General features: G+C 51.5%; 11 protein-coding genes. 1 reads left to right on the top strand and 10 read right to left on the bottom strand.

What is annotated here, in order from left to right; all coding sequences use genetic code 11:
* Positions 1–233 precede the first annotated feature (233 nt).
* The 3 genes from B036_RS0105825 to sucD all read right to left on the bottom strand — a co-directional run bounded on the left by B036_RS0105825 (position 234) and on the right by sucD (position 8,346).
* A complete protein-coding gene (locus tag B036_RS0105825) occupies positions 234–3,806 on the bottom strand; it encodes an SGNH/GDSL hydrolase family protein (protein WP_020567754.1) in 3,573 nt (1,190 codons plus the stop codon).
* 169 nt (positions 3,807–3,975) lie between these two features.
* On the bottom strand, positions 3,976–6,702 hold the full coding sequence (locus tag B036_RS0105820; RefSeq protein WP_044101909.1) for a two-component regulator propeller domain-containing protein: 2,727 nt from the start codon (positions 6,700–6,702) through the stop codon (positions 3,976–3,978).
* 771 nt (positions 6,703–7,473) lie between these two features.
* Positions 7,474–8,346 carry a succinate--CoA ligase subunit alpha gene (gene sucD / locus B036_RS0105815; protein ID WP_020567752.1) on the bottom strand — a complete coding sequence of 291 codons (873 nt, stop codon included), beginning with the start codon at positions 8,344–8,346 and terminating at the stop codon, positions 7,474–7,476.
* 310 nt (positions 8,347–8,656) lie between these two features.
* Here sucD and B036_RS0105810 point away from each other — a divergent pair, with 310 nt between their 5' ends.
* Complete coding sequence (locus B036_RS0105810; RefSeq protein WP_020567751.1) at positions 8,657–11,209, top strand: T9SS type A sorting domain-containing protein; 2,553 nt, start codon at positions 8,657–8,659, stop codon at positions 11,207–11,209.
* Between the two features lie 97 nt (positions 11,210–11,306).
* On the opposite strand, the gene B036_RS0105805 is transcribed toward B036_RS0105810, so the two are convergent.
* From B036_RS0105805 to B036_RS0105775, 7 genes are all read right to left on the bottom strand, one after another.
* Entirely contained in the window at positions 11,307–11,633 is a 327-nt protein-coding gene (locus B036_RS0105805) for a hypothetical protein (protein WP_020567750.1), read from the bottom strand.
* Positions 11,634–11,722: 89 nt separating this feature from the next.
* Positions 11,723–13,018 (bottom strand): phosphopyruvate hydratase, encoded by a 1,296-nt coding sequence (eno, locus tag B036_RS0105800; protein ID WP_020567749.1) that lies wholly within the window; start codon positions 13,016–13,018, stop codon positions 11,723–11,725.
* A gap of 118 nt (positions 13,019–13,136) precedes the next feature.
* Positions 13,137–14,240 carry a glutamine-hydrolyzing carbamoyl-phosphate synthase small subunit gene (gene carA / locus B036_RS0105795; protein WP_044101907.1) on the bottom strand — a complete coding sequence of 368 codons (1,104 nt, stop codon included), beginning with the start codon at positions 14,238–14,240 and terminating at the stop codon, positions 13,137–13,139.
* A gap of 278 nt (positions 14,241–14,518) precedes the next feature.
* Entirely contained in the window at positions 14,519–14,923 is a 405-nt protein-coding gene (locus tag B036_RS0105790; protein ID WP_026231729.1) for a hypothetical protein, read from the bottom strand.
* 116 nt (positions 14,924–15,039) lie between these two features.
* Complete coding sequence (locus tag B036_RS0105785) at positions 15,040–15,645, bottom strand: serine hydrolase domain-containing protein (protein ID WP_264758367.1); 606 nt, start codon at positions 15,643–15,645, stop codon at positions 15,040–15,042.
* Between the two features lie 55 nt (positions 15,646–15,700).
* A complete protein-coding gene (locus B036_RS0105780) occupies positions 15,701–16,330 on the bottom strand; it encodes an HAD family hydrolase (RefSeq protein ID WP_020567745.1) in 630 nt (209 codons plus the stop codon).
* 396 nt (positions 16,331–16,726) lie between these two features.
* Positions 16,727–17,170, bottom strand: a complete 444-nt coding sequence (locus tag B036_RS0105775) for an RpiB/LacA/LacB family sugar-phosphate isomerase (RefSeq protein ID WP_020567744.1) — start codon at positions 17,168–17,170, stop codon at positions 16,727–16,729.
* Positions 17,171–17,248: the final 78 nt, after the last annotated feature.

Genomic DNA, 17,248 nt, shown 5'->3' with positions numbered 1-17,248 from the left:
GTGAACACGACAATCCATCTGGTATCACGTCGGCATAAGCCCGTTGTAGTTGTTGAAAACTTACGGGGGATGCAGGCTTTTACACCTACACCCCCCGAAATTTTAGTAGCTGCCTTATATACCCAAACCGTGACCGTGAAGGTTTGGGATGCAGTTGACCTGAGGTCAATAGCGATTGCTGGCGCTCAGCGCCACGTAATTTCCCAAACTACTTCGTGAGGAGTATAGTAGTATTAGTTGAAGACCAATGGGATCACGCTGCGTTGGACTCCATTAACCGTGCGGAGGGTGATCACACAAAATAATTGCTGTGCGTTGGAGACGTTTATCCCCGGATTAACGGAAATCCGGTAATTGTCTACTGCCGGAACAAATTCGTTCGTCCGGTATAGTTCCCTACCCAAAAGATCAACCAGGCTTAGCGTCATCTCTCCTCTTATTAGAGTTGTGACCTCTACCTGAAATCTCCCTTCGTTTGGGTTAGGGAAAACCCGAACGTCTACGGGGTTGGTTCGTCCGGGTATGTCATCTACTGCCGTTGTCAACGAGCAGTTTAGAGTGTCGATCCCCAACTCTTGTACTCTTTCGAAAAGAAGCCGGTGGCCGGCATTATTGAGATGTACTCCGTCTCCTGAGTTGAATTCCGGGAGGATGAAACCGCTTTCTGCAGCCAGGCCATTCCAAAAATCAATCGCAAAATCACCATAAATGGACAAGATAGAATCCCGGACATTTCGCTGAATCGCTATCTGAGCCGGATTGGTAAAATTGCGAGGTTGGGTAGTTGCCACCCATACCCTAACACCCTGGCTGGTCGCCGCCTCGGCGATTGCTTTGAAGTTGGCCAGCTGGTCCGCAACCGGGAAGTTGTTGGCCGCATCATTTGAAGGCATATTTACGATGATGGCAAAGGGATCCTCCTCCAGTGCCCGGGTGACGTTGCGTGCAAGGTCGATGTTGATGTTTACACCTGCTGGAATCTGCGTACCCGTTGGTAAAATATGGTAGGACGTGAATCCTCCCCGCGCGAGATTGGTCACCTTATACCGTGTGTCACCAGCCAGGAGGTGAGCGAAACGATTAACCCAGGAACTGTCCGGGGAAGAGGCACCAGTACCTTCTGCAGTGGAAGACCCCAGCACCACGATGTTACACGAAGTACCGTCTTGGGAAATTTCGAAAACGTCGTCGCTAATCTCCACGAGCGTGTCAGCGGTAAGTCTGACCAGGCCTTCCAAAGTAGGACTGTCCGGAATGGTCCATAAATATTCCTGCGCAAAACCTGCCACAGTATCGATGGCTATCCAGGAATTTCCGGCGTCTATCGAATAATCTAAAATTACCCTGGCCAGGTTTCTGCTCTCCCAACGGATCGGGGTGGTTTTTCCAGCCTGTAAAAATTCCCCTCCGTTCGGGGCAAGTAAGGTTAAAGTGGTGCCGCCGGCCGGAGCTTCATCTTCGTAGATGATTTTTAGCGCTCCCAAATAGTAAAAGCTGGAGGCGTTGTTATTATTGGGACCTGCCGAAGCGGTAATCAGGATGCTTCCGTCGGGTGCTGGAAAAATTGTGGTAGTCGCGACGCTGTCCGTGTTAGAGGAAGCATTAAGGAATAACGTATCGTTGGTTAGCCCTTCGATAACATATTGAGTCTCCCGATTGTCGGCTGCCGTGCGGGAGGCGAAAATTTCAAGCGTATAGGACTTTTCAGGGTTTAAGCTCTCTAGTGCTATTCCTCCCGTAGGTTGGGATTGCCCGCCGAAAGTCTGTGTATTGCCAAAGAAACTGTCACCCGTTGCTGTTGCGGGCAAGCCGATGGCTGGGGCGGGGTTAATGGTACCGGCAGTATTAATATTGTTGAAAGCATCGACCACGGTGAGGGCATATCCCGTTGAGAAACCGCTGGAATTAGGTAGGTCCTCTATGCTACCAGCCACCGGGTCGGTCACGTTATTCCAAGGTGCCGGTGAAGTATTTGTACCGCCAAAATCCACTAAAATTGTGTCAAAGGGAGGAATAATTGGCGTGGATTCGTAGCCTACCTTGATGGCTCCAAGGTAATAGAACCCGGAACTATTCGTATTATTTGGACCAGGAGAGGCCGTGATCCGAATTTCACCTTCCGCGTTGGGATATAAGGTTGCCGTAGAAACACTGTCTGCATTCGACGCAGCATCAAGATAAATCGTATCCAGCGTCAAACCTTCCAGAACGTATTGTGCTTCCCGATTGTCCGAAGCTGATCGAGAGGCAAAGATGGTAAAGGAATAGGGTATATCCGGATCCATATTACCAAGCTCTATTCCTCCGGTTGGTTGGGTTTGGCCGCTGAAGGCGGCAACGTTACCAAAGAAGCTGTCGCCGGTTGCCGTTCCCGGGAATCCAATAGATGGGTTCGGGCTCAGTGTTCCATTCCGATTAATATTGTTAAAGGAATCCAAAACGATAAGGCTAATGCCACTGGAAGCGTTGTTGGCGGTCAGCAAGTCCGGAATCATCCCCACCGCAGGGTCGGTTACATTGTTCCAGGGAATCGGCGACAGATTGTCCCCGAAATCAATCAAAAGGGTATCGCCTCCGGTGTCGACAATCGGTGGCCGTACTTCCATATCGTAGTTCAGGCGCAAGGCACCGAGGTAATAAAAACCCGCACCATTGTTATTATTCGGTCCGGGCGCAGCGGTGATCCGTAAGGTACTGTCTGCCGCAGGGAACAACGTTGTGGTAACGATAGTGCCGGTGTTATCAGATGCATTAAGGTAAAGCGTGTCGCGGGTAAGGCCCTCCACTATGTACTGTGCTTCCCGCACATCGGTAGCATCCCTTGAGGCGAAGAGACTTAGCGTGTACGTTTTCTCCGGGCGCAGCTCCGTCAACTCGACCCCTCCCGTAGGTTGAACCTGGCCGCCAAATTCCGTCACATTACCGAAGAAACTATCTCCCGTTGCAGTAGCCGGAAACCCTAGTGATACGTCAGGGGTTTGTGTCCCGCCAGTATTTATGTTGTTAAACGCGTCGAAAACGTTGATGTCATAGGCAGAGGAGAACCCGGCCGTATTTAACATATCCTGAATGGTTCCGGCAACGGGATCCGCGAGGTTATTCCAGGGAAGTGGAGAGATAACGTTGCCAAAGTCCACTAAAATAGTATCCTGTGGCAGCTCCACTTCTTCGTGTGCGTACACCACTTTCATGGCACCGAAATAATAGAAACCCGCAGCATTATTATTACCTGGGCCAGTAGAGGCCGTAATTCGAATACGGCCATCTACGGATGGAAGAACTGTGGACATGACGACCATCGAGGCATTGTCGGAAGCATCAAGATATAGGGTGTCCGAAGTAAGGCCCTCTATAATGTACTGGGCTTCCCGGTTGTCCGCTGCATCTCTCGAAGCAAAAAGGGTAAGGGAGTAATTTTTCCCCGGTAGGAGGTTCACCAGCTCCACCCCACCAGTCAGTTGGATCTGACCTCCGAAGGTTGTTACGTTACCAAAGAAACTGTCTCCCGTCGCTGTCGCCGGAAAGCCCAGGGCAGCGTCTGGATCCTGCGTACCTCCTGTGTTAATATTGTTAAAAGGGTCGAATACGGATAGACCGTAAGTAGTAGTAAAGCCCGCCGAATTCGTCAGTGTAGTAGTGTCCGGAGCCGCCGGCTCCAGAATATTATTCCAGGGACCTGGGGAAAGGCGATTTCCGAAGTCAATGAGCAAGGTATCATTTACCGGTGTTTGAGCGTGAACCGCCGGTGAAAACACTCCTAGTACTACGCAGCAAAACAGGTAGGCGAAGAAATCAAATTTCAGCATAATCGAATCAGTTAATTGTGTCTTGCTCAAATTGATCCATTTTCCGGAAATCGCCAAGGAATTCACCTCACCACCAATACACCACAGGCCCCTTTTTTCTGGTTTCGACAATTTCCGAACCCGTTGGGGAGAGGTATAGATTCCTTTTGCTAACAGGCTCTCACCATATCTAAAATTCCAATAAATATCGATTCATATTATCGTCCCCTCCCAGGCCCAGTTTTTTCCGCAACCGGTAGCGCTTATTCTCTACGCCCCTTAACGAGATATGCAGCAGCGGAGCAATCTCTTTGGAGCTAAGGTCCATACGCAGGTAAGCCGCCAGTTTGAGGTCACCCGTAGTCAATTCAGGATGTTCTTTTCGCAGGCGTTTCAGGAATGCCTCGTGGACTTCGTTGAAATGAGATTCAAAGATGGCCCAGTCCTCTTTGTTATTGAGGTTCCGGTCAATCAGCTTCCCTACTTTTCGGTGGTCGATACCTCCCGATGGGTTATTATGTCCTTTAGCTAACTCCTCCTTCAGGGCCAGCAGCATTTCGTTTTTCTTTGCCAAAGTCAGGGTTGTATTCGCCAGCTCCTTACTTTTTCGCTTTACATCGGTCCGAAGCTCCCGATTCCTGGCCAGGATGCGCTCCCGTTGTAATTCCCTTTTCCGTACTACTTCAAGGTGACGTGCCTGCCTTTCCAACCGGCGCAGGTGCAGCCGGTAGAGTAGTCGGCCCAACACCATTAAAAAGAGTGCATAAGCCAGGTAGGCAAAATTAGATAGATACCAGGGTGGCAGAATGGAAAAAGAGCGTTCTGCCTTTGTGCCAAACCAGTTCGCCTCTACTTCAAATCGGTAATTACCTGCTGGCAGACTGGTGAACTCGCGCTCTCCCAGTGAGGACCACGCCGACCAGTCTTCGGCGGAGTATCCGACCAACCTGCTCCGGTAACGAACCGGCCGGTCAAATACTGGAAGTGCAAACGAGAAGTGCAGGTCATTATTCGCATAATGGAGTTCCGGTAGTGCATCGCTGGTTTCCAACACGCGCCAATCCAGGTTCGTTCGGCAGGCAGATTGTAAGAGCAGGCCGGGAAATGGGCCTTCCTCTTTTGACACCTCTACCTCCGCAAAGCCTTCTTCGAGTAAGAACAGGTACTTGTTGTCTTTCCAGGGAAGAATAACGGGGAAGGGATACCTTAGGCGCAATGGCATTTCGGCTATCTGACTGCTCCCTCGATATACCCTGACCCGGTCAGGCTGATAAACAAACCACTCATTGGTGCGCTCCTCCCCCTTGAGGCAATAGTTGCCTCGCTCAAGCGGGACCCCGCGAAAAGCAGCTATTTTTTCCAGCTTCCCTTCTTTAAAATGGTAGATTGCTTCGTTGTTCTGAACCAGTATCGTGTCATGGAAGGCAACCATTCCAGCCTTGATCAACGATGGCTCCCCTAAGGTGTCTGTGCTAATGACCCGCAGGTAGTCCTCGCTTAAATGGACAACAAATCCTCCCCTGGATCCATGGAGTGCTAGAAAAGATCTTGGTCCCGTTTGTCTAAGGTACCGAATAGGCGCACTGAACCCAGGAATGTCAACGGCTTCGAACCCGGCTATTGCGGGCGTTAGTAATTGCAGGTTAGTGTAGGTCGCCTGTAACAGCCGGTTGGTCCCGTCCTTCAAGTCAACCGTTTGCCAACCGCCCGAACGTTCAGAAATCACGTTGGAGGTGGTATCCTGAATCAGAAAAGTTCCTTCATTATGCCCGCAAAGTAAACCCTTAGGCGTAGGTCTCAGCTCCCAGACCTGGCCGGAGGTACCGGAAATCAGGTGGTACATCGGGGTGGCGCGCAAGGTATCTAACCAGTAGAGCCCCTGGTTCGTCCCCAGGTAGGTTCGCCCGCCATACTGAAGCGCAGCGTAGACAGCTCCCGGTGGTCGCTCCATTCTGGAGGGGTACTTAATCGCTCCGGAGCGGTCAATCAGATCAATGCCACGATCCAGGCCCACCCACAAATTACCGGCAGCGCTTTGAAAAAGCGATAGCACCGTATTGTTACTCAGGGAACTAACCTCATCAAGGTGAAGTAATGTCTGCTTCGTCGGATTACAAATATATAAACCGCTGGTGATGGTACCGATCGCCAAAGAGTGATCCTTCAGCACCTCCAGTCTGTTTATTTCACGATCCCTAAGTTGTGCATTTACGGTGGCTGACCATGGCACCAAGTTGGTGCCGTCCCAAAATAGAATTCCGTCAGCGTTGCCGAGTAACAGACCGTTTTCCCAGGGTACTATACTGACGACTTCCTGGTCTCCAAGCTCAGTAGTGCCGGGCAGAAGAGAAAAGCCTTCTTCGGCCGTCCAGCGAAAAAGACCCTGCCCCGTTACGGGAACAATCAAATCGTTTTTCCACACCCGCGCAAACATCATCACCCCCGGAGGAACGACCGTTTGAAGCGAGGACCCATCATAAATAAAAAGGCGGCCAAAAGATTGGAAAGCAACTGACCCGCCAGGCAATAGCTCAATATTCCAAATTTCCTCATTCCGGTCAGGGCTGGTAAGGTCACTTGCCAGAGAGATCCATTTCGGGTCCGCATTTTCCGGGTTTTCGAAGTAGCCGAATTCGCCGTAGCCACCAGCATATAGTCGGGCTTCAGTTACCGCAAGGGAACGTACGGTAGGATTCCCGGGCAAGGAAAGGGTCGTCCAGTTAACGCCGTTGTACTTCAGGACTCCGGAGGTATTTGCTACGTACAGCAAACCGTTCTCCCCCTGGGCGATGTCCCAGTTTTGGTTGCCACCACCATAAGTATTGGTCGTAAACGCATGCACCTTCGGAAAGGAAAGGCTTTCCTGGCTCCACAGACCGCCCCCGCTCGCTGGCAGCACTAGCAGGAGTATGGACAAGAAGACTTTTAGCGGCAATTGGATTGGTTTGGTTGGTGGGTAAAGGTAGGGGGAAGTACTGGTTTAAATTTATGCAAGGTCGTAGTGTCTTCAACAATGCCTGAACTGTTCTGAGTAGCGCACGATGATGTTCAGGCGCGGCCGCAGGTGCAGGGAATGGTAGAAGGCCAGCCATTGCGAATCGTGATTCCTCATTTTCCATTCGGACTTGCGTCAATAGAGGGGATAATTTTAATCTCCTGAAACAACAACTCGGCCTAGAACAGACAACTTCACTGCAGGAAGATACTGGCTATACCAGTCTCGGGCTCCGGAGGTGAATATATTTCACCTGCTGGGCGACCAGTCGGGCGACCGCAAGGGCTATGGTGTGCACACAAGTTTACAGACCCGCCGTTTTACACATCGGAGGAACTTTTTTGAGCGCTTCGGCTTCGCCTCCGTGCTCAAAAAAGATGCCTACGATGAGAAAACGGCTCGACAGTCACGCGGTTTTCTCATCCGATGCATCTTTCAGCCTGACGTAGTCGGCTGAAAGTTCATCGGATGTGTAAAATCGCGATCATTTAGAGCACCGTAAAGATGTGTGCACACCATAGCCGCAAGGGGCGCCCCTACTGGACAGACTTCTTAAAGGCCGCATTCGTTACGCGAACGCAAAATCACCTCTGATGACCGGGGCAACTATAGTCCAACTCCTGACCAGGCATAAAAAATGCGCTGACGTTCCAGAGAGCGTCAGCGCATTTTTATCGTAAACGGAGTAATAAATTACTTACTCAACGCCTTCACCATAGTAATGCCGATCTCCGCCGGGCTGCTTACTACGTGAATGCCACATTCGGCCATGATCTTCATCTTGGCTTCGGCGGTGTCTTCATGACCGCCTACGATGGCACCGGCGTGGCCCATGGTACGACCTTTCGGGGCCGTCTGTCCGGCGATGAAACCGACTACTGGCTTAGTGCCGTGTTCTTTGATGTAGTAGGCAGCGTCGGCTTCCATTGTACCGCCGATCTCACCGATCATCACGATACCGTCGGTATCGGGGTCGTTCATCAGTAATTCTACGGCGTCCTTGGTGGTAGTCCCGATGATGGGGTCACCACCGATTCCGATACAAGTACTCTGGCCCATACCAGCCTTGGTGACCTGGTCTACGGCTTCGTAAGTCAGGGTGCCGGAACGGGAAACGATGCCAATACGGCCGGGGTTGTGGATGAATCCGGGCATGATACCACACTTGGCTTCACCGGGCGTGATGACGCCGGGGCAGTTCGGGCCGATCAGGCGGCAGTCGTAATCGTTGATGAAGGAACGCACCTTCACCATGTCTTGTACCGGGATACCCTCGGTAATACAAATGATGACCTTGATGCCAGCAACCGCTGCCTCCATGATCGCATCACCGGCGAAGGGCGGGGGCACGAAGATAACGGTGACGTCAGCACCGACTTTGGCTACCGCCTCAGCTACGGTGTTGAATACGGGAACGCCCAGGGTTTCCTGACCGCCTTTTCCGGGGGTAACACCACCAACCAGGTTGGTACCGTATTCCTTCATCTGTCCGGCGTGGAAACCACCTTCCTTTCCGGTGATTCCCTGGACGATGATGTTTGAATCTTTAGTTACAAGAACTGCCATGTGGTGCTATTTGTAGATTGTTGATTGTTGATTGCAGATTGAGGCTTTGGAAGGTCCTGAAGAACTGGTGCCCGCCAGCGGACTTTGCTCCTTTAAAACCGTTCCTTGCATCCTGCGGCCGCGCCCAAAAAAGCGTGTAGGCAACAACCCGGAAGCTAAGCGTCCGCGAAGGTAAGAATTATGAGTTTAGTAGTCAAAAGATGGACCCAATGGAAATACTTCGTAGTGAATAGATTTATATTTGTCGCTACTAAAACACCTTCTGACCTTTATAAAGATCCTTTTACAAACCTTATTAACCTGAAAAATCATGAGACACCTTTGTCTTCTTTGTGTAGCACTTTGCTCCACTTACCTCCACGCGCAGCTACAATTTGATGCTTCTTTTGAAACGACCGTAGGCATACGCAACGACTTCTCAACAATTACGGCCCTCGACACTTTTCCTGGCAACGGTTTTTTGGCCGCAGGCCAGGTAACGAACCCCGACAATCTTGACCTTGATGTTGTTGTTTACCTGCTTGAGTCCGAGCAAGACACGCTGACCGACTCCGTACGGGTACAACTCCCGGATCATCAATTTGTGCGAGGCGTTCGGGCCGGAGCCGACAGCACCATTTGGGTACTGGCCGAATCCATCCCTATTGACCAGGCCAGCTATCCAGACTTGCAGTTCCTGCGCTTCGGTGCCGACCTCGAGTTTATCGAAGCATTTAGTCTCCCTACTCCCGGAGTGGCCGAACGGGTAATCGATTTCGTGGTATTGCCCGACGGAACGCTCGTCGTTAGCTATGATGACAACCTTGCGGCCACCCCGCAACTCGAAATCATGGCCATTGAGCCTGCTACACTCACGACCTCCTGGTCCGTAAGTCTGCCAGCTTTCCAACTTACCGAAGGAGGGGGACGTATTGAACCCGGACTTAACGCTCAGGTCGCCACGACTTATGAGGCCACCCCCGGCCAGTGGGTGGCCAAAGCGTTTACCGGTAGTACGGGCGAAGAGGTTTTTTCTATCGCCGTTGATCAGGAAACTTCCTGCGAAGGAAATCTAGTGGAACTGCCCGGATTGAGCAGGTTGGTCTACATTCCCGCGCGTGGAACCTATTTTACCGTAAACAGTTGTTTTCGTTTTTTTGAAATCAGTGCAAGTGGCGAAATTCAGGAGTACTACTATAGAATGTCCGGTTTCTTGAACGATAAATATCCGGTAGGTGAATTTTTCTTTTCCGAAGATCGCTTTATTGCGTTAACCGCTTCATCGGAGTACTCCTACTTTTTCGAAGATTTCTTTTCATTGGATGAAAGCAGATCATCTCAACTCAGTAATTTCCAAAAAGTCCGAACACCCGTCAGGGAAGGTAAAATCCTGGTTACGGATGGGGGTCTGGGCCGTGCGGATGGAAGTGACTTGGTTCGGGTAAATCTCAATAGTGGTTTTACGGACAATAATCGCATTACAATCGGTGCGGGTAGTGAGCAAACCGATGTATTGGTGTCACAGATGGTTGTAAATGAAGAGCGCGTAACCCTCAGTGTCGATGAGGAACGTTCTTTTGACGATTGGTATCCTTCGATACACGTTACCGATACCGCTGGTAATCTCATAGCTAACCGTTTTACCGAGCGAGAGGACTTCTTCTTTGGCCAGTTATACCCAAAAGAAGATGGTGGATATATTACCAGTCAGCTCAACGGAAGTGGCCCTCGGGAGCGGTTGCAATTTCTACAATTGGACGAAGCGTTACGGACAACTGACTCCGTGACCATTGAGACGAGGATCATTCGTTACGCCAGTCGTAACCAGACGGTACGCCTCCCAGATGGAGACTACGCCGTCGTCTACTTCCTTAGCCAGTTTGGAGCTGATGATCGTGGGTTGCACCTGACCCGTCTTTCCCCCGAAGGATTGATTCGTTTTGACACTTTAATTTCGGCAGACTTTATCGATTTCCGCCCCACCCGTATCACTTTTGACCAGGAAGGTAATCTCTACTTTGCCAACAATTATAATCCGGATAGGATTCAGACATTACTCATTAAAACTGATGGAGCGGGGAACAAACTGTATTCAGCATTACTCAATGAACCAGAAGTAACTGACCGGCTCCGGCTGGCTAAACTGGACTATCGTGCTACTGATAACAGCCTCCTAATAAGTGGCCGATCCACTTCCATCATTGGAGTGAATAACAGAGATCAATTGTCCATACTGAATGTAGATGCAGCAACCGGAGAATTGAACTGGAAACAAAGCAGGCAGTATGATTTCAATCTGGTGAGTGCTATCGCAGCGTTTCATCCCGAATCAGATTCCATTACGGTTATTACCAGTGAAAGCAACCGGATCATTAATTTCAGGGGCTACGACAACCGGGTAACCTATCACACCTTTGACGCAGATGGTACGCCACTCGCAGAGCGGGTCGTTCTCAATAATTACTTAAGCCCGATCGTTCTCAATAGCCTCTCCTTTGATGAGCAAGGACAAACCGTCATTGCCGGAACTTACATGGACTTTACCGATTTCCACCACAAAGTGTTTTGGACACGGATAAGCGGAGACATACCGGTGGCGGTCCGACCGGACCCTACATTACCGGAGCCAACCGCATTACAGCTCGCGCCAAACCCCGCAAATGGCTTTACTACGCTCAGCTGGGAAAGTCTTCAGGCAGAGACGGCAAGTATTAGTGTTATTTCTGCTAACGGCCAGCACGTGCTCAGTCGCGAGTTGCGCTCCCTTCCGGGGCGTAACCAGCTAACGCTGGACCTCTCCTCACTACCTACCGGAGCCTATTACCTCCGCGTCGTAACAAATACGGGATACGGCGTTCGGAGCCTCATAATCGGTACCAGGTAAAAGAGCCAAAGGTTAATACGAGTAAGCCCCGATCCATATCTAATGAATCGGGGCTTACGCGTTAAATCAGGCTGTTCAAATAATCAGTCCGGGGAACTTACTCCTCCTCTTCCTCTACGATAATGAAGACATCTTCATCATCCTTCTGCATGAAGTATCCCTCCCGGGCAAAGGTTTCCCGATTAGCTTCCATATCCATTTTCTCGGCTTCGGCATTGTCGATCAACTCATCGTATCCCTGCAGGCTTTCTTCCAACCGGTTTACGGTGGAGTGCAAACGGAATTGCGTAGCGATGTCGTGCCGGTCAATAAAGACCATGAAAAAGGTAAAGGCCACCAGCGCCAGGAAATAGCGATTCCGCAGGTAGGGCGGAACCTTGTTCCAGAGGTCGGCGATGGGGTCGGATTTCTTTTTGCGAGCCATAGTTGGGGCTATTGGTCTGTTGGTGCTATTGGTCAGTTAGTTTCGCAAGATACGCACCAACAGACCAATAGCCCCAATAGTCCAAATTACTATCGTCCGAGTTTCTTGAGCAAATCACGTCCCGGGAAGTAAGCCGTGCTGCCCAATTCCTCCTCAATACGAAGAAGTTGGTTGTACTTAGCGACCCGGTCGGAGCGACTGGCGGAGCCGGTCTTGATCTGGCCACAGTTCAGGGCAACGGCAAGGTCGGCAATGGTAACGTCTTCAGTTTCGCCGGAGCGGTGACTCATTACGCTGGTGTAGCCAGCCCGGTGGGCCATGTTAACGGTATTGATCGTTTCAGTAAGGGAACCGATCTGATTAACCTTTACCAGAATCGAGTTGGCACTGCCTTCCTTGATACCCCGGCTGAGGCGTTCAGTGTTGGTCACGAACAGGTCGTCGCCCACCAGCTGGCAGCGGTCACCAAAGCTTTGGTTGAGTGCGGCCCATCCTTTCCAGTCGTCCTCGTCCAGGCCGTCTTCGATGGAGAAGATTGGGTATTTGTCGACCCAGGTCTTCCAGTAATCGACCATTGCGGCAGATTCGATCTTACGACCGTCGGACTTATGGAAGTGGTAAACCCCTTCTTTGCTGTCGTAGAATTCGGAAGCAGCGGCATCCATTGCAATCATCATATCATCACCAGGCTTGTAGCCGGCCTTCTCTATGGATTCGAGGACGATTTCAATCGCCTCATCGTTACTTTTAATGTTGGGGGCGAAGCCGCCTTCATCGCCTACGTTCGTAGAGTACCCCTTGCTTTTCAGCACATTCTTGAGGTGGTGGAAGGTCTCCACGCCCATCCGCAGGGCCTCGCTGAAGGTATCGGCACCCAGCGGGATGATCATAAATTCCTGAAAGTCGATGCTGTTGTCCGCGTGGCTACCGCCGTTGAGGATGTTCATCATCGGTACGGGCATCGTATGAGCGTTCACACCGCCGACGTAGCGGTACAGGGGCATGTTCTGCTCAATGGCAGCTGCCTTGGCACACGCCAGGGAAACACCGAGGATGGCGTTGGCACCTAGCTTACTTTTATTGGGGGTGCCGTCCAGTTCGATCATCGTCTCATCGATGTAACGCTGGTCGGTCACGTCAACGCCGAGTAATTCTTCGGCGATCTTTTCTTCTACGTTGGCTACGGCCTTAAGGACACCTTTACCGACGTACACATCTTTATCGTTGTCGCGCAGTTCCACTGCTTCATATTTGCCGGTACTCGCACCACTTGGAACTGCCGCACGGCCTACGGCACCGTCGCCGGTGATCACTTCCACTTCTACAGTGGGGTTACCACGGCTGTCGAGGATTTGGCGGGCTCTTACGTCTAGGATACTACTCATGTATGTATAATTTTTCTTGGGTGGGGGTGATGTCTCCGGACTTCGTTCGATGCTGCGCATCTTGCTACGTCCGGGGTTAAAACGATTCGATCCCGCTGGGATCATGCGGGATGCGGCGTTAGCCTTTCTTTTCAGCGATCAGATCTACGAACTGATCGAAGAGGTAAGCAGCGTCGTGTGGACCGGGGCTGGCCTCGGGGTGGTACTGTACGCTAAAGGCTGGCTTTCCAACGATGCGGATGCCTTCGATGGTATCATCATTGAGGTTACGGTGTGTAACTTCTACTACGTCCAGGTTTTTCTCAATGGCTTCAGGAGAAACGCCGAAGCCGTGGTTCTGGCTGGTGATCTCTGATTTGCCGGTCACCAGGTTCTTCACCGGGTGATTGATGCCACGGTGACCGTGGTGCATTTTGTAAGTTGGAATGCCTACGGCCCGTGCCAGGATCTGATGACCGAGGCAAATGCCGAACAATGGTTTTTCTTCCTCCAGCATGGCTTTGGCAGTATCTACGGCGTAGTCCATCGCGCCAGGATCTCCGGGGCCGTTGGAGAGGAAGAGGCCATCGGGGTTGAAGGCACGGATGTCGTCCATACTCGTTTTGGCGGGAAAGACCTTCACGAAGCAGTCTCGTTTAACGAAGTTCCGAAGGATGTTTTTCTTCGTCCCCAGGTCAAGCACGGCAACACGGTATTTGGCATTTTCTTCGCCGAGGGTGTAGGCCTTGTCGGTCGTGACTTTGCTCGCCAGTTCAAGGCCGTCCATATTGGGTGCCTTGGCCAACAATTTTTTCAATTCATCCAGATCGAATATCTCGCTGGAGATGATACCGTTCATGGCGCCCTGAGTGCGGATATGACGAACAATCTGGCGGGTATCCACATCGCTGATCCCAACTAGTTCTTCTCCTTCCAGGTAATCCTGGATGGAAGCCTCTCCGATGTGCCGGCTAAAGGGAACCGTAAAATTTTTGCAGATAAGGCCGGCTATTTTGACACTGTCAGATTCAGTGTCTGCCTTCATGGTACCGTAGTTACCGATGTGGGCATTGGTCGTTACCAACAACTGGCCGAAGTAGGAGGGGTCGGTGAAGACTTCCTGGTAGCCGGTCATTCCGGTGTTAAAACAAATTTCTCCGGTCGCTGTGCCGGTTTTACCGGCGGCTTTCCCTTCGTAAAAGGTTCCGTCGGCTAAGAGGAGGATGGCGCGTGGTTGATCCATGATTTTTTGGGCGGGGTCAAATTCACGCAAAGATAGGAAACTCGGCGGGAGGCTAAAGGGTGGGCAAGGTTATGTTTGCTTAACCTGCAGATTTTGTCCGATGGCTAACGTATATACAGGAAGCGAAGAGAGCACCTTAGCATTCGGTCCTCCGCAAAAAAATGCCTCTCCCAACTGTTCAAAACAGGGGAGAGGCAACTTAGTATTTAGTTAGTCTAAAGCATACAGCCTTCTTTCAGAAGGCAAGTAGGTGCATTCTATGCGCTACGGAAAACCCACTACTGCTTACGGTATTTGTGCTGGCAAGCCTCAATACAAGGGTAGGACAGAATGAGTTCGCCTCCTACAAACTCGTAGGTAATACCCGAGCGGGGGGCTAGCGAGATACATTCATTTGGCTCCACGTTCTGGTCTTCACTCCAGAACTTACCGCTGGTTTCCGTGTCAGCGGCTTCATTCATCGTGCAGAGGTCACCCTTTGCGGTGTAAGCACCATCTTCGCCAAAAGTAATGGTCTTATTACTCGTGACTGGCTCAAACGACCCGGAGCCGTCGCCGGGATCAGCATAGACTTCCACCAAACGCCATTCGCCACTTAGCGGAGTGGCCAGCTCATTGTCCTTTTCGCAAGACAAGAGGGCAAAAGCCATGAATAAAACAGGGAATAAGAGAAACGTTTTCATAGTACAGGGGATTATTTAAATTGTCAATTTGGCCCCGAAGAGCCTTTCAACCTGTAAGACGAGAATCGACGACTATATCGTTGGTGATCAGGGTGTTAAAGGCTTTAACACTCCACTTATTCTTTACTCAGCTGCTTCCCTTCGCCTTCCACCAGAAAACGAAACAAATCAAAGTTCAATGGCCCGCCAGTACTGGAATTGGTAAAAATGATGTACCCCATCTTCAGCTCGTCATAAACCTCAAACTGGCAGCGAAAATCTCCATTATTCCCACCGTGGCCGAATACTAGTCCGTACGGGGAATCCCTCAAGGCTATCCCCAGGCCGAAACCAGCTTTATACCCTTCCATAAAATTCTCTTCGGGTTGTAAGGTATGGTAAGAAAACATGTCTTCGGCTTGTTCCGGGCGGAGCCCTTTCCGCTCCAGCAGGGCAATGGCGAAGGGGGCAAAGTCTTGCGCGTTGGTGTGCATACTGAAAGCCATCCCCGGCCAGAGGCCGTACTCCTGGACGGTCGGCCGGAGATGCAGGTGGCCGGAGATGCCACGCTCACTCAGTTTAGGATCACGCTTGAAATAGGTATTGCTCATGCCAAAGGGCTCAAGTACTTCCTCGTCGAGTAATCGTTGGATGCTGTCGGGCAAGTGATCTCCCACCCCACCGACAACAACCTTCTTCAGGTATTCGAAACCCTCGCCGGAGTACCCATATAACTTCTTCAGGCGGTGGTTGCACTGTGAATTGCTGGTCAGGTCGCCCTATCGACCTGACAAAGCACTAACCAAAAACCAATCCCTTTTCGATAACCAGGGTTGCCTTCAGCCCCTCCGCCCCCACAAAGCGGATACTATCCAGCCCCAGCTTCCGCGCCGCAACAACATTGCGCTCACTGTCGTCAATAAACAGGCAGCCGGAGAAATCCCCCAGGTCGTAAGTCTTCGCCAGGTGGAGGTAAATGTCCGGATTGGGCTTTTTCATTTTCACCTCTCCGGAGACCATGATGTCTTCGAAGAGCTGCAAAAAGTCGAAGTTTTCCCGGGCCCAGGGGAAGAGTTCAGCACTCCAGTTGGTGAGGGCCAGCAGGCGATAATTTCCGCTGGCGTGGAGGGCTTTCAATATGTCTACCGTACCGGGGATAGGGCCGCTAAAGTGTTCCGTCCAGCGGTCGTAGTACATCCTGATTTCCCGTTCCCATTTGGGGTGCTCAGCCACGAGCAGTTCCGTCGCCTCAGCAACAGGCCGGCCGCGATCCTGTTCTTCGTTCCAGTCCAGGTGGGTGATGTTGTTGACAAACCAGGCCGCTTCCTCCTGCGTATCGAAGACCTTATTATAGAGCAGCAAGGGGTTCCAGCCGATGAGGACGTTGCCGATGTCGAAGATGATGGTGTGGGTGGGGCTGTTGGTCATGTTGGTCTGTTGGGGCGACAATTCTCGGGGTATAGCCCGCCCGCCCATTGCGTAAATATGGTGAGTTTATTCCGGGCGGGGCCGCAGGTGCAATGGGAAGGGTTTAAGGGCATACTCCCCAACCGCCAACGGGGCCGGCAGGCTACCGGAGTGTCGGCGTGATGATGGTATCCGGCCTCACACTGAGCGAAGTTGCTGCGCTCCCTTGCTCAGGTCGGGCCACAAGCCCTCAACCGGTACCTGCACCTGCGGCCGCGCCTCATTGTAGTGTGCAGGATGCAGCATTCAGGGCTCATTTACAGGGATCAGTGTTCAGGTTTTAGCCGCGGAAAGAATCTGAAACCTGAACCCTAAATACTGAGCCCTGAGCCCTGAATGCTAAAACCTGAGCCTTGCCTACTTCTCCAGGTCCGCAATCTTCCCCATCCGTCGCAATTGCCGGGGCAAGCCCTGGTAATTGGCGCCCAGGAAATTATTGACCAGTTCCTCGGCCAGGGCGATGCCGATGACGCGGCCACCGAGGCAGATCATGTTCATGTCGTCGTGCTCGACCCCCTGGCGCGCTGAGTAGGTTTCGTTGATGAGGCAGGCCCGGACATTTTTTATCTTGTTGGCAGCAATGCTGGCACCGACGCCGCTACCGCAACAGGCGATCCCCCGGTCTATCTCTCCGGCACCGACGGCCCGGGCCAGCGGCACTACGAAATCGGGAAAGTCATCCTTTGCGTCGTATTCGTAAGCTCCGAAATCTTTAACGTCAAAGCCCTTTTTTACGAGGTATTCCTGGAGTTGTTGCTTTAGTTCAATGCCTCCGTGGTCGGTGGCGATGCCAATGGTCATCGTAGCTTGATTTATTAGTGTGGGCTAAAATTACTTCGCTCATGCCGTAAACCTTACTAAAAGTTGTCACCTTTGTTA

Source organism: Neolewinella persica DSM 23188 (assembly GCF_000373105.1).
GTDB lineage: Bacteria > Bacteroidota > Bacteroidia > Chitinophagales > Saprospiraceae > Neolewinella > Neolewinella persica.
This window is presented reverse-complemented; position numbering and strand designations above follow the sequence as displayed.

Coding starts and splice junctions, on each gene's coding strand:
- B036_RS0105825 (WP_020567754.1), bottom strand. CDS start 3,806: ATGCTGAAATTTGATTTCTTCGCCTACCTGTTTTGCTGCGTAGTACTA.
- eno (WP_020567749.1), bottom strand. CDS start 13,018: ATGAGTAGTATCCTAGACGTAAGAGCCCGCCAAATCCTCGACAGCCGT.
- carA (WP_044101907.1), bottom strand. CDS start 14,240: ATGGATCAACCACGCGCCATCCTCCTCTTAGCCGACGGAACCTTTTAC.
- B036_RS0105805 (WP_020567750.1), bottom strand. CDS start 11,633: ATGGCTCGCAAAAAGAAATCCGACCCCATCGCCGACCTCTGGAACAAG.
- B036_RS0105790 (WP_026231729.1), bottom strand. CDS start 14,923: ATGAAAACGTTTCTCTTATTCCCTGTTTTATTCATGGCTTTTGCCCTC.
- B036_RS0105810 (WP_020567751.1), top strand. CDS start 8,657: ATGAGACACCTTTGTCTTCTTTGTGTAGCACTTTGCTCCACTTACCTC.
- B036_RS0105780 (WP_020567745.1), bottom strand. CDS start 16,330: ATGACCAACAGCCCCACCCACACCATCATCTTCGACATCGGCAACGTC.
- sucD (WP_020567752.1), bottom strand. CDS start 8,346: ATGGCAGTTCTTGTAACTAAAGATTCAAACATCATCGTCCAGGGAATC.
- B036_RS0105775 (WP_020567744.1), bottom strand. CDS start 17,170: ATGACCATTGGCATCGCCACCGACCACGGAGGCATTGAACTAAAGCAA.